This window comes from Micromonospora sp. NPDC051300, from assembly GCF_044455315.1.
Taxonomy (GTDB): domain Bacteria; phylum Actinomycetota; class Actinomycetes; order Mycobacteriales; family Micromonosporaceae; genus Micromonospora; species Micromonospora robiginosa.
Map to the genome: position 1 here is coordinate 345,850 of NZ_JBITEP010000001.1, position 15,996 is coordinate 361,845.

A 15,996-nucleotide genomic window follows, 5' to 3' on the forward strand; every position below is an offset into this window, starting at 1 on the left:
GCCGACCGGCCGTCCGCACACTGGTACGGATCACCGCGCCGATCAGTTCAGCGGGTCGGCCAGGAGGCGTTCGAAGGCCAGCTCGGCGGCGCCGACCAGCGCCGCGTCGTCGCCGAGTTCCGGGGTACGCAACCGCACGTGCTCCAGGCAGGCGGGCAGGCCGTTGCGGTTGAGCCGGCTGCGCACCTGGGCGGCGGCGGCCAGGTAGAGGTCGCGCATGGTGCCGCCGAAGATGACCATCTCCGGGTTGAAGATGTTGACCAGGTTGGCCACGCCGAAGCCGAGCCAGTCGCCGGCCTGCCGGACCGCGCTCTGCGCCCGCGCGTCGCCCCGGTCGGCCGCGTCGAAGACGCCCAGCAGCGCGTCCCGCCCGCGCGCCTCGGCGTGCCCGGCCGCGCGCAACAGCCCGTACTCGCCGATCTCGGTCTCCCAGCAGCCGCGCCGGCCGCACTCGCAGCGCGCGCCGTCGCGGACCACCACCATGTGGCCGACCTCGCCGCCGTAGCCGCCGTGCCCGGTCAGCCGCCGTCCGCCGGCGATGATGCCGGCGCCGACGCCGACGTCCCCGTACAGGTAGATGACGTTGTCGCAGCCGGTGGCCGCGCCCCGGGCGTGCTCGGCGAAGGCGGCCACGTCGGCCACGTTGCCCACCGTTATCGGCACGTCGATGCCCAGCTCGGCGGCGAGCGCCGCGCCGATCGGCTCGTCCACCCAGCCGGTGGTGGGGCTGAGTCGCACCAGCCCGTCGTCGCGGCGGACCATGCCGCACACCGCGACCCCGGCGCCCACGCACAGCGAGTCCGGCGGCACCCCGTGGTGCATCTCCTTGACCGCGCCGGCCAGCAGCGGGGCGGCCTCCCCGGCGACCAGGTTGCGCGGCCGGTCCAGTTCGCGGCGATCGAGCACCTCGCCGCCGAGACCGACCCGTGCGGCCCGCAGCCGGTCCACCTCGACGCTGTACGCGTACGCGTAGACCCGGCCCGACTCGGGCCGGACGACGAGTGACGGTCGTCCGGCCCGGCCGGTCTCCTTCGGCGTCCCCTCGCTGACCAGACCGGCGCCGGCCAGGTCCGCGGTCAGCGCGCCGATGGTGCTGCGGTTGAGCCCGAGCGCGGTGGTCAGCTCCGCGCGGGTGGTGGCGCCGTGCACGTGCACGTAGCGGAGCAATGCGCCCAGGTTCTGCCGGCGGATCTCGTCCTGGCTGGGACCCGCGCGCATTGCCACTGCCATGGTGTGTCCGTACCCGGGGTCAGCGCACGCCGGTGGCGGCTGCCCGCCGCCTCGACAGCGCGTCGATGGTCGCCGCGGCGAGCAGGACCACGCCGGTGACCACGAACTTGACGCCCGAGCTGTACCCCATCAGTCCCATGCCGTTGTCGATCACCGCGACCACCGCGCCGCCGAGCACGGCGTCGAGGACGCGGCCCTTGCCGCCGAAGAGGCTGGTGCCACCGATCACCGCCGCGCCGACGGCGTAGAGCAGCACGTTGCTGCCGCCGGTGTTGGGGTCGACCGAGTTGGCCCGGCTGGCCGCCACGATGCCGCCGACGGCGGCCATCCCGGAGCAGATGACGAAGACGGAGATGCGGATCCGGTCCACGTTGATGCCGGCCCGGCGGGACGCCTCGGCGTTGCCGCCGACCGCGTAGATGTGCCGGCCGTAGCTGGTGCGCTGGAGCACGAACGTCCAGATCACCAGCAGCAGCGCGATGATCGGCACCACGATCGGCACGCCCTTGAGCGACACCACCAGGACGTTGCGGCTGCGCTCCAGGTTGAGCACGTAGACGGCGACGCCGAGGATGACGGCGAGGCCGCCGATGCGGGCGGCGACCACCGCGATCGGGTCGGTGAGCAGGCCGCGGGCGGACCGGTTGCGGTGGCGCAGCAGTTGCACGGCCGCGTACCCGCCGACGGCCAGCGCGGCCAGCACCCAGCCCAGCACCGGGGAGAGGTTGCGGTTGGCGATCGCGACCAGGGTGTCGTCCCGGACGGCGATGTTGGCGCCCTCGTCCATCAGCGTCAGCACCACGCCCTGGAAGGCGAGGAAGCCGGCGAGGGTGACCACGAAGGAGGGGATGCCGACCTTCGCGACCAGCAGGCCGAGCACGGTGCCGATCACCACGCCGGTGACGACGGCGGCGAGCACCGCGACGTACCAGGGGTAGCCCATCACGGTGACCACGTTGGCCAGGATCGCCGCGCACACGCCGCTGGCGAAGCCGGCGGAGAGGTCGATCTCGCCGAGCAGCAGGACGAAGACCAGGCCCATCGCGATCAGCGTGACGGCCGCGCCCTGGGTGAACAGGTTCGCCAGGTTGCCGGCGGTGAAGAACGACGGGCGGGCGATCGAGAAGCCGACGGCGAGCACGAGCAGCATGACCACCGCGGGCAGCGCGCCGATGTCGCCGCCGCGTACCCGGCGCCAGTAGTTGTTCACGTGGCTGCCCACGGTCGGCGCCGGCGTGACGCCGGCCGGGCCTTCCTTCTTCACGACGGTGGCGGTCATCGGACGGCTCCTGGGGTGGTGTCGGCGGGCGCGGCGCCGGTGCCGTTGCTGCCCGGTTCGCCGGCGAGGCCGAGGTCGCCGGAGCGACCGGCGGTGATCAGCTCGACCACCTGCGAGTGGGTGATGTCGGTGGTCTTCACCTGGGCGACCATCTGGCCGAGGTAGAGCGCGGCGATCCGGTCGGAGACGGCGAAGACGTCGTTCATGTTGTGCGAGATGAGCACCACGGCCAGGCCGTTGTCGGCCAGCCGGCGGACCAGTTCCAGCACCTGGGCGGTCTGCGCGACGCCGAGCGCGGCGGTCGGCTCGTCCAGGATGACCAGCCTGCTGTTCCAGAGCACGGCCTTGGCGATGGCCACCGTCTGCCGCTGGCCGCCGGAGAGGCTGGAGACGTGCTGGCGCAGCGACTTCACGGTGCGCACGCTCAGGCCGGCCAGGGTCTCGGCGGCCATCTGCTCCATGGTCGGCTCGTCGAGCACGATGCCGCTGCGCTTCTCCCGGCCGAGGAACATGTTCTGCACGATGTCGAGGTTGTCGCAGAGCGCCAGGTCCTGGTAGACGACCTCGATCCCGAGCGCGGCGGCGTCCCGGGGGCTGCTGATGCTCACCGGCCTGCCGTCGAAGAGGAACTCGCCGGCGTCGGTGGGGTAGATGCCGCTGATGCACTTGACCAGGGTCGACTTGCCGGCGCCGTTGTCGCCGACAAGCGCGGTCACCTCGCCGGGGTGCGCGGCGAAGGCGACGTCGCGAAGCACCTGGACGGGACCGAAGCTCTTGTCGATCCCGCGTAGCTCCAGCAGGGGGGTTGCGGACACGGGGGTCTCCTTTGGGCGGAGGGAGGTCTCGGATCCCGTCCGGCGTGGGCGCCGCCCGGCACGGGAGTCTTCCCGTACCGGGCGGCGCCGCCTGAGGCGGGGTGGGTCAGCTCACGCCGGCGTCGGTGCAGAGCTTGGCGAAGGCACCGGTGCAGAGCTCGTCCTTGGTGACGTAACCGTCGGCCACGACGTCCTTGACGTTGTCCTTGTAGATGGCCTTCGGCTCCAGCAGCACGGCCGGCACGTCCCGGTTGCCCTCCGGGTCCTTGACGGTCTGGCCGGTGTCCTTCTTCTCGCCCTTGGCGAGCGCGATGGCCAGCTCGGAGGCGGCGTCCGCCTCCTTCTTGACGGCCTTGTAGACGGTCATGCACTGGTCACCGGCGAGGATGTTCTGCAGACCCTCCTTGGTGGCGTCCTGACCGGTCACCGGGACCTTGCCGTTGAGCTTGTTCTTCTTCAGCACCGAGATGGCCGCGTTGCCGAGACCGTCGTTGGCGGCGAGCACACCGTCGATCTTGCCGCCGGCCTTGGTGAGCTGCTGCTCGAAGATCGTGGCGGCCTGGGCGTTGTCCCACGCCGGCACCGAGTCGTCGGCGACCTTGGTGTATTCCTTCGAGTCGAACTTCGGCTTGAGCACCGAGTCGTACCCGTTCTTGAACAGGGTGGCGTTGTTGTCGGTCGGCGAGCCGTTGAGGTACGCGATCGACGGGTTCTTGGCGCCCTTGTCGGTCAGGCACTTGCTCAGGCCCTCGCCCTGGAGCTTGCCGACGGCCTCGTTGTCGAAGCTGACGTAGTACTGGGCGGAGCCGCCCAGGGTCAGCCGGTCGTAGTCGATGGTGGCGACGCCCTGCGACTTGGCCTTGTCGAGCACGGCCTTGCCGGTGCCGGAGTCCAGGTTGACGATCATCAGGACGTTGACGCCGTTGGTGATCATCTGGTCGGCGATGGTCTGGAACGCGGTCTTGTCGTTCTGCGCGTTCTGGATGTCCGACTCGACCCCGGCCTTGTCGAACGCCTCCTTGAGGAACTTGCGGTCCGCGCCCTCCCAGCGGGCGGAGGACTTGCTGTCCGGCAGGATCACGCCGATCTTCGGCTTCTTGTCGTTCGAACCGCCGGCCTGGTCGGAAGAACCGCCGTTGTCACCGCAGGCGGCCATGCTGCCGGTCGCGAGGAGACCGACGGCCGCGAAGGTGAGGAAGCCCTTGCGCATGTGCACGGGTCCTTTCGGGGGGTGGGGGGAGTTGCGTTCGGTTGTTTTGTTGTGTCCGGCAACGTATTCCGCGCTTCCCGGGCTCCGCAAGAGTGCCGAGGTCAGAAGTTTGTTGGCGGCGGTAACAATTCAGCAACGCGGTTGTCACCTCACGGACACCGGCTGCGGAAACGCTCCCAGGTGTCCGGTTCAGCCGGCCGCGATCGGGGCGGTCACGGCACCGGTCAGCGCCACCAGATCGGCCGGCGCGAGCCGCAACTGGAGACCCCGGCGCCCGGCCGAGACGTACACCGCCGGAAACGCCGACGCGGAGGCGTCGACCACCGTCGGCAGCCGCCTCCGCTGCCCCAGCGGGCTGATCCCGCCCCGCACGTACCCGGTGGCCCGCTCGGCCGTGACCCGGTCGGCAAGCGCGGCCCGCTTGCCGCCGACGGCCGCGGCCAGCGCCTTCAGGTCCAGCTCCCCGGTCACCGGCACCACCGCCACGGTCAGCCCGCCGTCCACCTCGGTGACAAGCGACTTGAACACCTGCCCCGGCGGCACCCCGAGTGCGTCGGCGACGAGCGCGCCGTAGTTCGGCGCGTCCGGCGACACGTCGTACGGATGCGTGGTGAACGCGATCTTCCGCCTGGTCAGCAGCGCGGTCGCCGGAGTGCCCTGTCCCGCCATGACCGTCAAGCTAACCCGGCCGCCGGGTCGCGGCGACTCGGAACCGGCGGGCGCCACGGGTCAGCCGGCGGCCGGCACCGGGCGGCAGATCAGCACGGTGGGCGCGCCGGCCACCCGGGTCAGCACCAGACTGGCCGGCTCGTCGCCGGCCAGCCGCAGGTCGCGGCGCAGTTTCTCCGGCTCCAGCGCCGACCCCCGCTTGAGGATCTCCACCCGGCCGACCCGGCGCTCCCGCAGCAGGGCGCGCAGCCGCTTCAGCGAGAACGGCAGCACGTCGGTGATCTCCAGGCAGCGGGCGAACGGGGTCAGGTGTGCCGCGTCCGCGTAGAGGTAGGCGATCGACGGGTCGGCGAGCGTGGCGTCGAGATCGGCGGCCAGCTCCGCGACCAGGTGCGCGCGCACCACCGCCGGGTCCGGGTCGAACAGGAACCGCCGCACCGCGCCCACCGCCGCCTCCTCCGCCCCGCTGCCCGTCAGGTGGTGAGAGGGGGCCCCTTCTCTACCGGAGGCGTTAACAGGGGGCCCCTCCTTGCACCGGAGCACGGTGGCGCGGCGGGGGACGCCGGCGAGCGGGCCGCACCAGAGCGCGGCCTCCACCAGGTCGCCGTCGACGCTCACCCACTCCGCCTCGGCGCCGGCCGGGATCAGCGCGTGGTCCAGGCCCGGCGCCACCTTGACCACCGTTCGCGGCACCCGCGCGGCCAGCCCGGTGACGAAGTCCCACGGCGGGGAGTAGGCGTTCGGGTCGAAGATCCGCCGGCCGGTGCCGGCCCGCCGCCGCGCCGGGTCGCAGAACGCGCCGTCCACCCGGGACACGTCGAACGCGGTGGCGTCGCCGCACTCGACCGTGACCAGGTCGGCCAGCCCGGCCGCCTCGGCGTTCGCGGCGGCCATCGCGGCGGTCACCGGGTCGGCCTCCACGGCGTGCACCCGGAGGCCGGCCCGGGCCGCGGCGAGCGCGTCGGCGCCCAGCCCGCACCCCAGGTCGGCCACTGTCGTCACGCCCGCGGCGCGCAGCCGCTCGGCCCGCCGGTCGGCGACCACCCGGCGGGTGGCCTGTTCCAGCCCGGCCCGGGTGAGGAACATGCCGGCCGCCGCCGGGCCGAACTTGCCGGTCGCCCGGCGGCGCAGCTCCGCCTGGGTCAGCGCCGCCGCGGCGAGCCCGCCCGGGATCCCGGCCGAGCGCAGCGCGGCCGCCGCCGCCAGCGGGTCGCCGCCGGCCACCTCCGCCGCCGCGGCGAGCGCCGCCGACCCCTCGGGGGTACGCAGCGCGGTGAGCTGGTCGAGGTCCACCGGTCCATTCTCCCGACCTCGGGAGGCGACACGGTGGGCGGGGCGCTGGCACTCTCCTTGACGGAGTGCTAGCCGAGGAATAACCTGCGATTAGCACTCTCACCCTGAGGGTGCCAACCTCCGGGCCCTGGTGCCCGAGGGTTGAACGCCAGGCGGACCGGCACCCGCGACGACGGCCCCGCCCGGTGGCATGTGGCAGATTGACGCTGGTCGGCACGCCGACCGGTAACGACACCAAGTACCCCAGGAGGGTATGCCCGTGACTACCGCGACCAAGGTTGCGATCAAGCCGCTCGAGGACCGCATCGTGGTCCAGGCGAACGAGGCCGAGACCACCACCGCCTCGGGCATCGTGATCCCCGACACCGCCAAGGAGAAGCCGCAGGAGGGCACCGTCCTCGCTGTCGGCCCGGGCCGGATCGACGACAAGGGCAACCGCGTGCCGGTCGACGTGAAGGTCGGCGACACCGTTCTCTACTCGAAGTACGGCGGCACCGAGGTCAAGTACGCCGGCGAGGAGTACCTGGTGCTCTCCGCCCGCGACGTCCTCGCGGTCATCGAGAAGTAAGCAACCGATCAGTGTCGTTGCCCCGGTCCGGCTCGCCGGGCCGGGGCAACGTCGCTTCGAAGGGATACCGATGGCAAAGATCCTGAGCTTCTCGGATGACGCCCGGCACCTGCTCGAGCACGGTGTCAACGCCCTGGCGGACGCGGTCAAGGTCACCCTCGGGCCGCGCGGGCGCAACGTCGTCCTGGACAAGAAGTTCGGTGTGCCCACGATCACCAACGACGGCGTGACCATCGCCAAGGAGATCGAGCTCACCAACCCGTACGAGAACCTCGGCGCGCAGCTGGTCAAGGAGGTGGCGACGAAGACCAACGACGTCGCCGGCGACGGGACCACCACCGCGACCGTGCTGGCCCAGGCCATGGTCCGCGAGGGCCTGCGCAACGTGACCGCGGGCACCAACCCGACCGGCCTGAAGCGGGGCATCGACGCGGCCGCCGCCAAGGTCTCCGAGGCGCTGCTCGGCAAGGCCGTCGAGGTCGCCAGCAAGGAGTCGATCGCGCACGTGGCGACCGTCTCCGCGCAGGACGCCACGATCGGCGAGCTGATCGCCGAGGCGATGGAGCGGGTCGGCCGCGACGGTGTCATCACCGTCGAGGAGGGCTCCGCGCTCACCACCGAGCTGGAGGTGACCGAGGGCCTCCAGTTCGACAAGGGCTTCATCTCGCCGAACTTCGTCACCGACGTGGAGGGGCAGGAGGCGGTCCTGGAGGACCCGTACATCCTCATCACCACGCAGAAGATCTCGGCGATCGAGGAGCTGCTGCCGCTGCTGGAGAAGGTCCTCCAGAACAACAAGCCGCTGCTCATCATCGCCGAGGACGTCGAGGGTCAGGCCCTGTCCACGCTCGTGGTCAACGCCATCCGCAAGACCGTCAAGGTCTGCGCGGTGAAGGCCCCCGGCTTCGGCGACCGCCGCAAGGCGATGCTGCAGGACATGGCGGTGCTGACCGGCGCCGAGCTGGTCGCCCCGGAGCTGGGCTACAAGCTCGACCAGGTCGGCCTGGAGGTGCTCGGCACCGCCCGTCGCGTCGTGGTCGACAAGGAGAACACCACCGTCGTCGACGGCGGCGGCCAGTCCGCCGAGGTCAGCGACCGGGTCGCCCAGATCCGCAAGGAGATCGAGGCCTCGGACTCCGAGTGGGACCGCGAGAAGCTCTCCGAGCGGCTGGCGAAGCTCTCCGGCGGCATCGCGGTGATCAAGGTCGGCGCGGCCACCGAGGTCGAGATGAAGGAGCGCAAGCACCGCATCGAGGACGCCATCGCCGCGACCAAGGCCGCGGTCGAGGAGGGTACGGTCCCGGGCGGCGGCGCCGCCCTGGCCCAGATCCTGCCGGTGCTCGACGACGACCTGGGCTTCACCGGCGAGGAGAAGGTAGGCGTCTCGATCGTGCGCAAGGCGCTCGTCGAGCCGCTGCGCTGGATCGCCCAGAACGCCGGCCACGACGGCTACGTGGTGGTGCAGAAGGTCGTCGCCCAGGACTGGGGCACCGGCCTGGACGCGGCCACCGGCGAGTACGTCGACCTGGCCAAGGCCGGCATCCTCGACCCGGTGAAGGTGACCCGCAACGCGGTCTCCAACGCCGCCTCGATCGCCGGCCTGCTGCTCACCACCGAGAGCCTCGTGGTGGAGAAGCCGGCCGAGCCGGAGCCGGCCGCCGCCGGCGGGCACGGCCACTCGCACGGCCACGGCCACCAGCACGGCCCGGGTTTCTGACCCAGGAGCGCGGCCCGACATCAGGGCACACCGCCACCCGGCGGTGTGCCCTGACGCGTATCCGCCTTACGGAATGCTGACGAGATTGGCGGCCGGGCCGACCGGTCGACCACACTGGGCCGGGTGAGCCCGATCTCCCGCCGCCACGCGGCACTGTCCGGTGTCGTCGCCGCCGCGGTGGCGCTCGGTGTCGCCGAGCCGGTGGCCGTCCTGACCGGTCCCCGGTCCGCCCCGCTGATCGCCGTCGGCGGCCTCGTGGTCGACCTGGTGCCCGAGCCGCTCAAGCAGTTCGCCATCGACGTCTTCGGCACCTACGACAAGATCGCGCTGCTGACCGGCACGGCGGTGCTGCTGGCCGGCTTCGCGGCGCTGCTCGGCCTGGCCGCGGCCCGGCGGCTGGCGGTCGGCCTGGCCGGCATCGCCGCGTTCGCCGTGCTCGGCGTCGCCGCGGCGCTGACCCGGCCCGGCGCGGACGCGTTCGACGCGCTGCCCTCGCTTGTCGGCGCCGGCCTCGGCGGACTGACCCTCTGGGCCTTCGTGGCCGGTCCGCTGCGCGCGGACCGCGCCCCGGCCGGCTCCGCGACGTCCTCGGGTGTCACTGCTGCGACGGCGACGCGACCGGGGCCCGCGCCGCACCCGGGCGACCCGGAGCCGGTGTCGCCTCCCGGACCGACGCCGCCGCCGATGGTCGCCGCGCTCGCCCGCGAGGAGGAGAAGCCGGGTGGTTGGGAGCCGTCGGAGAGCGGAGGTGACCAGGAGTCGCGCCGCCGGTTCCTGCGCGGCGCCGGCCTGCTGACCGGCGCGGCGGCGGTGGCCGGCCTCGGCGGGCACTGGCTGGCCGGCCGGCGCGGCGTCTCGGCGGCCCGGCGGGCGGTGACGTTGCCCGCGCCGGCCAATGCCGCCCCGCCGGTGCCGACCGGGGCGGACCTGTCGCTGCCCCGGCTCGCCCCCTACGTCACCCCGAACCGGGAGTTCTACCGGATCGACACCGCGCTTGTGGTCCCGCAGGTGGACCCGGTCACCTGGAAGCTGCGCATCCACGGCCGGGTCCGCAAGCCGATAGAGCTGAGCTTCGACGACCTGCTGGCCCGGCCGATGGTCGAGCGCTACGTGACGCTCGCGTGCGTCTCCAACGAGGTCGGCGGCGACCTGATCGGCAACGCCCGCTGGCTCGGCGTACCGCTCAAGGAGCTGCTCGACGAGGCCGGGCCGGAGGAGGGCGCGGACCAGGTGGTCGGGCGGGCGGCCGACGGCTGGACCTGCGGCGCCCCCACGTCGGCGTTGCGCGACGGGCGGGACGCGCTGCTCGCGGTGGGGATGAACGGCGAGCCGCTGCCGGTGGAGCACGGTTTCCCGGTGCGGATGGTGGTGCCCGGCCTCTACGGGTACGTCTCGGCGTGCAAGTGGCTGACCGAGCTGGAGCTGACCAGTTTCGCCGACTTCGACGCGTACTGGGTGCCGCGCGGCTGGTCCGCCGAGGGCCCGATCAAGACGCAGTCGCGGATCGACACGCCCCGCGCCCGTAGCCGCCCGGCCGCCGGCCCGGTGACGGTCGCCGGCGTGGCGTGGGCGCAGCACCGTGGCGTCCGCCGCGTCGAGGTACGCGTCGACGGCGGTCCGTGGCGGGAGGCGACGCTCGCCCCGGCCGTGTCGTCGGACACCTGGGTCCAGTGGTCGTGGCGCTGGGACGCCACCCCGGGCGAGCACCGCCTCCAGGTGCGCGCCACCGACGCCGCCGGCGAGACGCAGCCGGAGCAGCGCAGCCCGGTCGCCCCGGACGGCGCGACCGGCTGGCACACCGTCACGGTGACCGTGGCCTGACCCACCGACGCGGTCGTCCGCATGCCGCCGCCGTTACCGCTGACCGGCCCGGCCGGCGGAGCGAGGCAGGACGGTCCGGCTTCCGGCAGGGAGGTGGTCGAACCCTGGGCGGCAAGCCCGCACGCGACTGCCTGGCAACTTGATGACGAGAACGGATCGCCGAGATCTGGTACACATCGGCCCGGGCGGAGCGTCCATACCCAGGTCTCGTGTCCAGCAGCATGCGGAGCGGCGAGCTCACGAGGTGGGGGCCCGGTCCGTTGGTCGGATGGGTCTCGTGCGCCTGTCCACCTCGGTCGCGTGCGCACCGGCGCGGAAGGCAGGCAGCCGCGACCCGTGCCGGGCGGCAGCACCGGCCAGGTGCCAGTGGCTCTCGTCGCTTGAATCGTTTCCGTCATCAAGTTGCCAGGCAGTCGCGCGGGGACCTGTCCTCCCTGTCCAGGCGGGCAAGCCCGACCGGCGTTGCGGGGCAGAACGGCACCTACCGGCGGCCGGTTCCGGCGCGGGCGGTTGCCAGGGTTCGCCTCGTGACGACGCGACGCCGCGCCCCGGGGTCCGGGGCACGGCGTCGGGAAGTGAGCGGGTCAGGCGACCTTGCGCTGGTCGGGGACGGCGGTCTTGTGCGCGCGGCCGAGGCGGGCCTCCAGCCGGGCGATGTCCACCCGGGACTGCCGGCGGTCGGCCGCGTCCTCCCAGCCGAGGGCGAGCAGCCGCAGCCGCTCGGACTCGCTGAACCCGCCCCAGACGCCGTACGGCTCGCGGACGGCGAGGGCGTGGGCGGCGCACTCGGCGCGCACCGGGCAGGCACCGCAGACCGTCTTCGCGCCGGTCTCGCGGCGCAGTCGGGACGAGCCACGCTCCCCGTCGGGGTGGAAGAACTGGGCGCTGTCGCGGCCCCGGCACGCGCCGAGCCGCTGCCAGTCCCACAGGTCGACGATGGGTCCAGGCAGCCTACGTACGTTCGACATCAGCACCCCTCCTCCCGCGCGGCACCGCGGAGAATGTTCGTGGCCAGCTACCGGGCGGCGGTCCGCGCGGGATGCCGGTTCCGGATGAACGCTTCGGTACCCGAGCCGTCCCCGGCTCACACATCTGTGATCGAAAAGCTCGGACAGTAGGTGGCATATGCCCCATCTGTCGGAAAAGTTCGGATGATTGCTCGGAACCCCCTCCCGACCCCACTCGCACGTGGTCTGCTCTGAGGCGGAGAGGAGACCACAGTGCGTAGCGTTCTTGTATGCGTACGGACACCATTGGCGGCCCAGCATCTGACCTCCGCGGCGGCGCGGCTCGGGCTGTCCGGCGTCGTCCGGACGGCCGTCTCCGATCCCGAGGTGATGCTGCGGCTCGCCGAGCGCCCGGTCGACGTGGTGCTGGCCGACACCGCCCTCACCCGACCGGACAGCGCCGGCTTCGTGCGCCGGGTGCTCGCCCGCGCGCCGCAGGCCGCGGTGCTGCTGCTCGGCGCCGAGGAGTCGGAGTCGGCGGCGGCCACCATCAGCGCCGGGGCGCGCGGTCTGATCCAGAACGCCGACCACGACCTGACCAGCGCGGTGGCGAAGGCGCTGCTGCTGCTCTCCGCCCCCGGGCGGGCCAACCGGCACCGGGTGGCCGACACCGCCCGGGACGCGGCGGCGGTCGGCGGGCCGACCCGCACGACGGTGCCGGGGCGTACCCCGGGCGGGCCGAACTGGCCGGCGGCGCCGGTGGACGCCGCGGGCCTGCCCACGGTGGTGCCGGTGCAGCGGGGCGAGGACGCCAACGACCCGGAGGGGGCGGAGGCGCCCGCGTCGGGCCCCGGCCAGCGCCCGGCGCGCACCCCGCGCAGCGCGATCGGGCTCACCGAACGTGAGCTTCAGGTGCTGCTCGGCATGGCGGAGGGCAAGAGTAACGCGGAGATCGGGCGGGAGCTGTTCGTCTCCGAGGACACCGTCAAGACGCACGCCCGGCGGCTGTTCCGCAAGCTCGGGGCGCGCGACCGGGCGCACGCGGTGGCGGCCGGTTTCCGGGCCGGCCTGGTCGCCTGACCGGCGGCCGGGTCACTCCTGGGCGGCGTCGTCCGTGCCCTCGGTGAGCGTGTCGTGCACGCCGTCCGCGTAGCCGCGGGCGTAGTCCCAGCTCACGTAGTGGTCGGGGTCGGGGTCGTAGGCCGGCTCGTGCACCCGGGGACGCCCCGAGTTGAGCAGGTGGCGCAAGTTGCCCCGGAGCAGGTCCCAGTCGAAGTAGTGCGGCTCGCGGCAGTCCTCGCACTCGATCACCAGGCCACGCACCCCGATCGGCTGGAGCAGGGCCTGGTAGATCTCCAGATCGGCGAGATCCTCCAGGACGTCCTGCCGCTCGACCTCGGTCAGCGGGTCGAGCGTCTCCTCCTCGCCGGAATCGTGCAGGCCGGCAGCCGGATCGGCCGGGTCGCCGTTGAACGGGTCGATGGGCTCGTCGTGCACCCCCTCACCGTAGACCCCGCGCCGCCGGAAAGCCCGCCCCCGGCCGTGCTGTGGCCCGGCCTACCCCCGGCCCGCCGCTGCCCGGGGGCGGCCGGGCCAGTGGGTACGATGAGGCGACGCGCCGTCACACCGGTGCGCGCCGGTGCCCGCGCGCGCCGCCTCGCTGCAGCCCGTTCGACCAGCTCAGGGGAGCAATCGTGGAGAATTCGCCCAGCACCGAGACCCCGACCGGCCCCGACGGCGGCGAGCTGGGCGGCCATCTGCCCGAGCTGCCTGCCGGTTCCGCCCGGGTGGTGCCGCTCGGGCTGACCTTCGACGACGTGCTCCTGCAGCCGGGCGAGTCGGACGTCGTGCCCAGCCGGGTCAACACCCGCACCCGGCTCACCCGCAACATCGAGCTGACCGTGCCGCTGCTCTCCAGCGCGATGGACACCGTCACCGAGGGTCGGATGGCGATCGCCATGGCCCGCCAGGGCGGCATCGGCGTGCTGCACCGCAACCTCTCCGTGGAGGACCAGGCGCTCCAGGTCGACCTGGTGAAGCGCTCCGAGTCCGGCATGATCACCAACCCGGTGACCGCCAGCCCGGACGACACGCTGCGTGACGTCGACGCGCTCTGCGGCCGCTACCGCATCTCCGGCGTGCCCGTGGTCGACGGGCAGGGGCAGCTCGTCGGCATCGTCACCAACCGCGACATGCGCTTCGTCTCCGACCCCGCCACGCCGGTCCGCGACATCATGACCCGGACCCCGCTGATCACCGCCTCCGTCGGCGTGAGCAAGGACGACGCGCTCGACCTGCTGCGCCGGCACAAGGTCGAGAAGCTGCCGATCGTCGACGAGTCCGGCAAGCTGCGCGGCCTGATCACGGTCAAGGACTTCACCAAGAGCGAGCAGTACCCGAACGCCACCAAGGACGACGCGGGCCGGCTCCGGGTCGCCGCCGCGGTCGGCGTGGGCGAGGACGGCTACAAGCGGGCGCGCACCCTTGTCGACGCCGGCGTCGACGTGGTCATCGTGGACACCGCGCACGGCCACCAGCGGGCCGTGCTGGAGATGGTCGCCCGGCTCAAGCGGGACGTGGCCGTCGACATCGTCGGCGGCAACATCGCCACGTACGCGGGCGCGAAGGCGCTCGTCGAGGCCGGCGCCGACGGCGTCAAGGTGGGCGTCGGCCCGGGCGCCATCTGCACCACCCGGATCGTGGCCGGGGTGGGCGTGCCGCAGGTCACCGCGATCATGGAGGCGGCCCGGGCCGCCCGGCCGGCAGGCGTGCCGGTGATCGGTGACGGCGGCATCCAATACTCCGGCGACATCGCCAAGGCGCTGGTGGCCGGCGCCGACACGGTGATGCTGGGCAGCCTGCTGGCCGGCTGCGAGGAGAGCCCCGGCGAGCTGATCTTCATCAACGGCAAGCAGTACAAGGCGTACCGGGGGATGGGCTCGCTCGGCGCGATGCAGTCGCGCGGCCAGGGCAAGTCGTACTCCAAGGACCGCTACTTCCAGCAGGACGTGATGGCCGAGGACAAGCTGGTCCCCGAGGGCGTCGAGGGGCAGGTGCCCTACCGGGGCCCGCTCGCCCAGGTCGCCCACCAGCTCACCGGCGGCCTGCGTGCCGCCATGGGCTACGTCGGCGCCGAGAGCATCCCCGAGCTGCACCGGCGTGGCCAGCTCATCCGGATCACCGCGGCCGGGCTCAAGGAGAGCCACCCGCACGACATCCAGATGACCGTCGAGGCGCCCAACTACCACTCCCGCTGACCTCTCCCTCCACCCCCGAACACACCTGGAGTCCCCATGCGTGACGTGGTCGAGATCGGGCTGGGCAAGACCGCGCAGCGCGGTTACCACCTGGACGACATCGCCATCGTGCCGAGCCGCCGCACCCGGGACGTCGACGACGTCTCCACCGCGTGGCAGCTCGACGCCTACCCGTTCGGCGTCCCCTGCGTCGCGCACCCCTCGGACGCGACCATGAGCCCCGCCTCCGCGGTGCGCCTCGGCGAGTTGGGCGGCCTCGGCGTGCTCAACGTCGAGGGTCTCTGGACCCGCTACGAGAACCCCACCAAGATCCTGGAGGAGCTGGCCGGCCTGGGCGAGGGCGCCCGGGCGACCAAGCGCCTCCAGGAGGTCTACGCCGAGCCGATCCGGCCCGACCTGATCGCCGAGCGGGTCCGCGAGCTGCGGGCCGGCGGCGGCACGGTGGCCGTCCGGGTCTCGCCGCAGCACACCCTGGCGCTGGCCCCGGTGATCCTCGACGCCGGCGTGGACATCCTGGTCATCCAGGGCACGCTCGTCTCCGCGGAGCACGTCTCAACCACCGACGAGCCGCTGAACCTCAAGGAGTTCATCGCCGACCTCGACCTGCCGGTCATCGTCGGCGGCTGCACCGACTACAAGACGGCGCTGCACCTGATGCGCACCGGCGCCGCAGGCGTGATCGTGGGCATCGGCGGCGACGACTGGTCGACCACCGAGTCGGTGCTCGGCATCCGGGTGCCGATGGCCACCGCCATCGCCGACGCCGCCGCGGCCCGCCGCGACTACCTCGACGAGACCGGCGGCCGGTACGTGCACCTGATCGCCGACGGCGACATGCAGACCTCCGGCGACATCGCCAAGGCGCTCGGCTGCGGCGCGGACGCGGTGATGCTCGGCGAGCCGCTCTCGCTCTGCGAGGAGGCCCCGGCCGGCGGCGCCTGGTGGCACTCCGCGGCCAGCCACCCGTCGCTGCCCCGGGGCGCGTTCGAGGTGGCCGGCGAGCCGATCGGCTCGATGGAGCGGCTGCTGTTCGGCCCGGCCGACGAGCCGGACGGCCAGCTCAACCTCTTCGGCGGCCTGCGCCGGGCGATGGCCAAGTGCGGCTACCGCGACCTCAAGGAGTTCCAGAAGGTCGGCCTGGTCCTGGACCGCTGAGCGGACGCGCACCGTCGGCGCGGGCGCGGGTTCCG

At 72.9% G+C, this 15,996-nt stretch carries 13 protein-coding genes and 2 pseudogenes; 7 read left to right on the forward strand and 8 right to left on the reverse strand.

Going from position 1 to position 15,996, the window contains the following annotated elements; all coding sequences use genetic code 11:
- Positions 1-42: 42 nt before the first annotated feature.
- The 6 genes from ACIA5A_RS01765 to ACIA5A_RS01790 all read right to left on the reverse strand — a co-directional run bounded on the left by ACIA5A_RS01765 (position 43) and on the right by ACIA5A_RS01790 (position 6,496).
- The gene (locus ACIA5A_RS01765; RefSeq protein WP_396755831.1) at positions 43-1,218 is read right to left on the reverse strand and encodes an ROK family protein; all 1,176 of its coding nucleotides are present in this window, start codon (positions 1,216-1,218) and stop codon (positions 43-45) included.
- A gap of 31 nt (positions 1,219-1,249) precedes the next feature.
- Positions 1,250-2,509: a sugar ABC transporter permease gene (locus ACIA5A_RS01770; protein WP_396755374.1), complete on the reverse strand. Its 1,260-nt coding sequence runs from the start codon at positions 2,507-2,509 to the stop codon at positions 1,250-1,252.
- Complete coding sequence (locus ACIA5A_RS01775; protein ID WP_396755376.1) at positions 2,506-3,324, reverse strand: ATP-binding cassette domain-containing protein; 819 nt, start codon at positions 3,322-3,324, stop codon at positions 2,506-2,508. The genes ACIA5A_RS01770 and ACIA5A_RS01775 overlap by 4 nt, the downstream gene beginning before the upstream one ends.
- Positions 3,325-3,430: 106 nt before the next feature.
- Positions 3,431-4,534: a sugar ABC transporter substrate-binding protein gene (locus ACIA5A_RS01780; protein WP_396755378.1), complete on the reverse strand. Its 1,104-nt coding sequence runs from the start codon at positions 4,532-4,534 to the stop codon at positions 3,431-3,433.
- A gap of 189 nt (positions 4,535-4,723) precedes the next feature.
- Positions 4,724-5,203 (reverse strand): Cys-tRNA(Pro) deacylase, encoded by a 480-nt coding sequence (gene ybaK, locus ACIA5A_RS01785; protein ID WP_396755380.1) that lies wholly within the window; start codon positions 5,201-5,203, stop codon positions 4,724-4,726.
- A 60-nt stretch (positions 5,204-5,263) separates the two neighbouring features.
- The gene (locus tag ACIA5A_RS01790; RefSeq protein ID WP_396755382.1) at positions 5,264-6,496 is read right to left on the reverse strand and encodes a methyltransferase domain-containing protein; all 1,233 of its coding nucleotides are present in this window, start codon (positions 6,494-6,496) and stop codon (positions 5,264-5,266) included.
- Positions 6,497-6,749: 253 nt separating this feature from the next.
- On the opposite strand from ACIA5A_RS01790, the gene groES reads away from it, so the two are divergent.
- The 4 genes and pseudogenes from groES to ACIA5A_RS01810 all read left to right on the forward strand — a co-directional run.
- Entirely contained in the window at positions 6,750-7,064 is a 315-nt protein-coding gene (gene groES, locus ACIA5A_RS01795) for a co-chaperone GroES (RefSeq protein ID WP_088998427.1), read from the forward strand.
- A 70-nt stretch (positions 7,065-7,134) separates the two neighbouring features.
- Positions 7,135-8,781, forward strand: a complete 1,647-nt coding sequence (groL, locus tag ACIA5A_RS01800; RefSeq protein WP_396755384.1) for a chaperonin GroEL — start codon at positions 7,135-7,137, stop codon at positions 8,779-8,781.
- 123 nt (positions 8,782-8,904) lie between these two features.
- Positions 8,905-9,343: pseudogene (locus tag ACIA5A_RS01805) on the forward strand (molybdopterin-binding oxidoreductase); the annotation flags it as partial.
- 191 nt (positions 9,344-9,534) lie between these two features.
- Positions 9,535-10,602, forward strand: a pseudogene (locus tag ACIA5A_RS01810) (molybdopterin-dependent oxidoreductase); the annotation flags it as partial.
- 584 nt (positions 10,603-11,186) lie between these two features.
- On the opposite strand, the gene ACIA5A_RS01815 reads toward ACIA5A_RS01810, so the two are convergent.
- Positions 11,187-11,570, reverse strand: a complete 384-nt coding sequence (locus ACIA5A_RS01815; RefSeq protein ID WP_396755386.1) for a WhiB family transcriptional regulator — start codon at positions 11,568-11,570, stop codon at positions 11,187-11,189.
- 252 nt (positions 11,571-11,822) lie between these two features.
- Here ACIA5A_RS01815 and ACIA5A_RS01820 point away from each other — a divergent pair, with 252 nt between their 5' ends.
- A complete protein-coding gene (locus ACIA5A_RS01820) occupies positions 11,823-12,629 on the forward strand; it encodes a LuxR C-terminal-related transcriptional regulator (protein ID WP_396755388.1) in 807 nt (268 codons plus the stop codon).
- 12 nt (positions 12,630-12,641) lie between these two features.
- On the opposite strand, the gene ACIA5A_RS01825 is transcribed toward ACIA5A_RS01820, so the two are convergent.
- Positions 12,642-13,046: a DUF5319 domain-containing protein gene (locus ACIA5A_RS01825; protein ID WP_181570264.1), complete on the reverse strand. Its 405-nt coding sequence runs from the start codon at positions 13,044-13,046 to the stop codon at positions 12,642-12,644.
- Positions 13,047-13,243: 197 nt separating this feature from the next.
- On the opposite strand from ACIA5A_RS01825, the gene guaB reads away from it, so the two are divergent.
- Positions 13,244-14,806, forward strand: coding sequence for an IMP dehydrogenase (gene guaB, locus ACIA5A_RS01830; protein ID WP_396755390.1), 1,563 nt, complete (start codon positions 13,244-13,246; stop codon positions 14,804-14,806).
- A 36-nt stretch (positions 14,807-14,842) separates the two neighbouring features.
- Positions 14,843-15,961 carry a GuaB3 family IMP dehydrogenase-related protein gene (locus ACIA5A_RS01835; protein WP_396755392.1) on the forward strand — a complete coding sequence of 373 codons (1,119 nt, stop codon included), beginning with the start codon at positions 14,843-14,845 and terminating at the stop codon, positions 15,959-15,961.
- Positions 15,962-15,996: the final 35 nt, after the last annotated feature.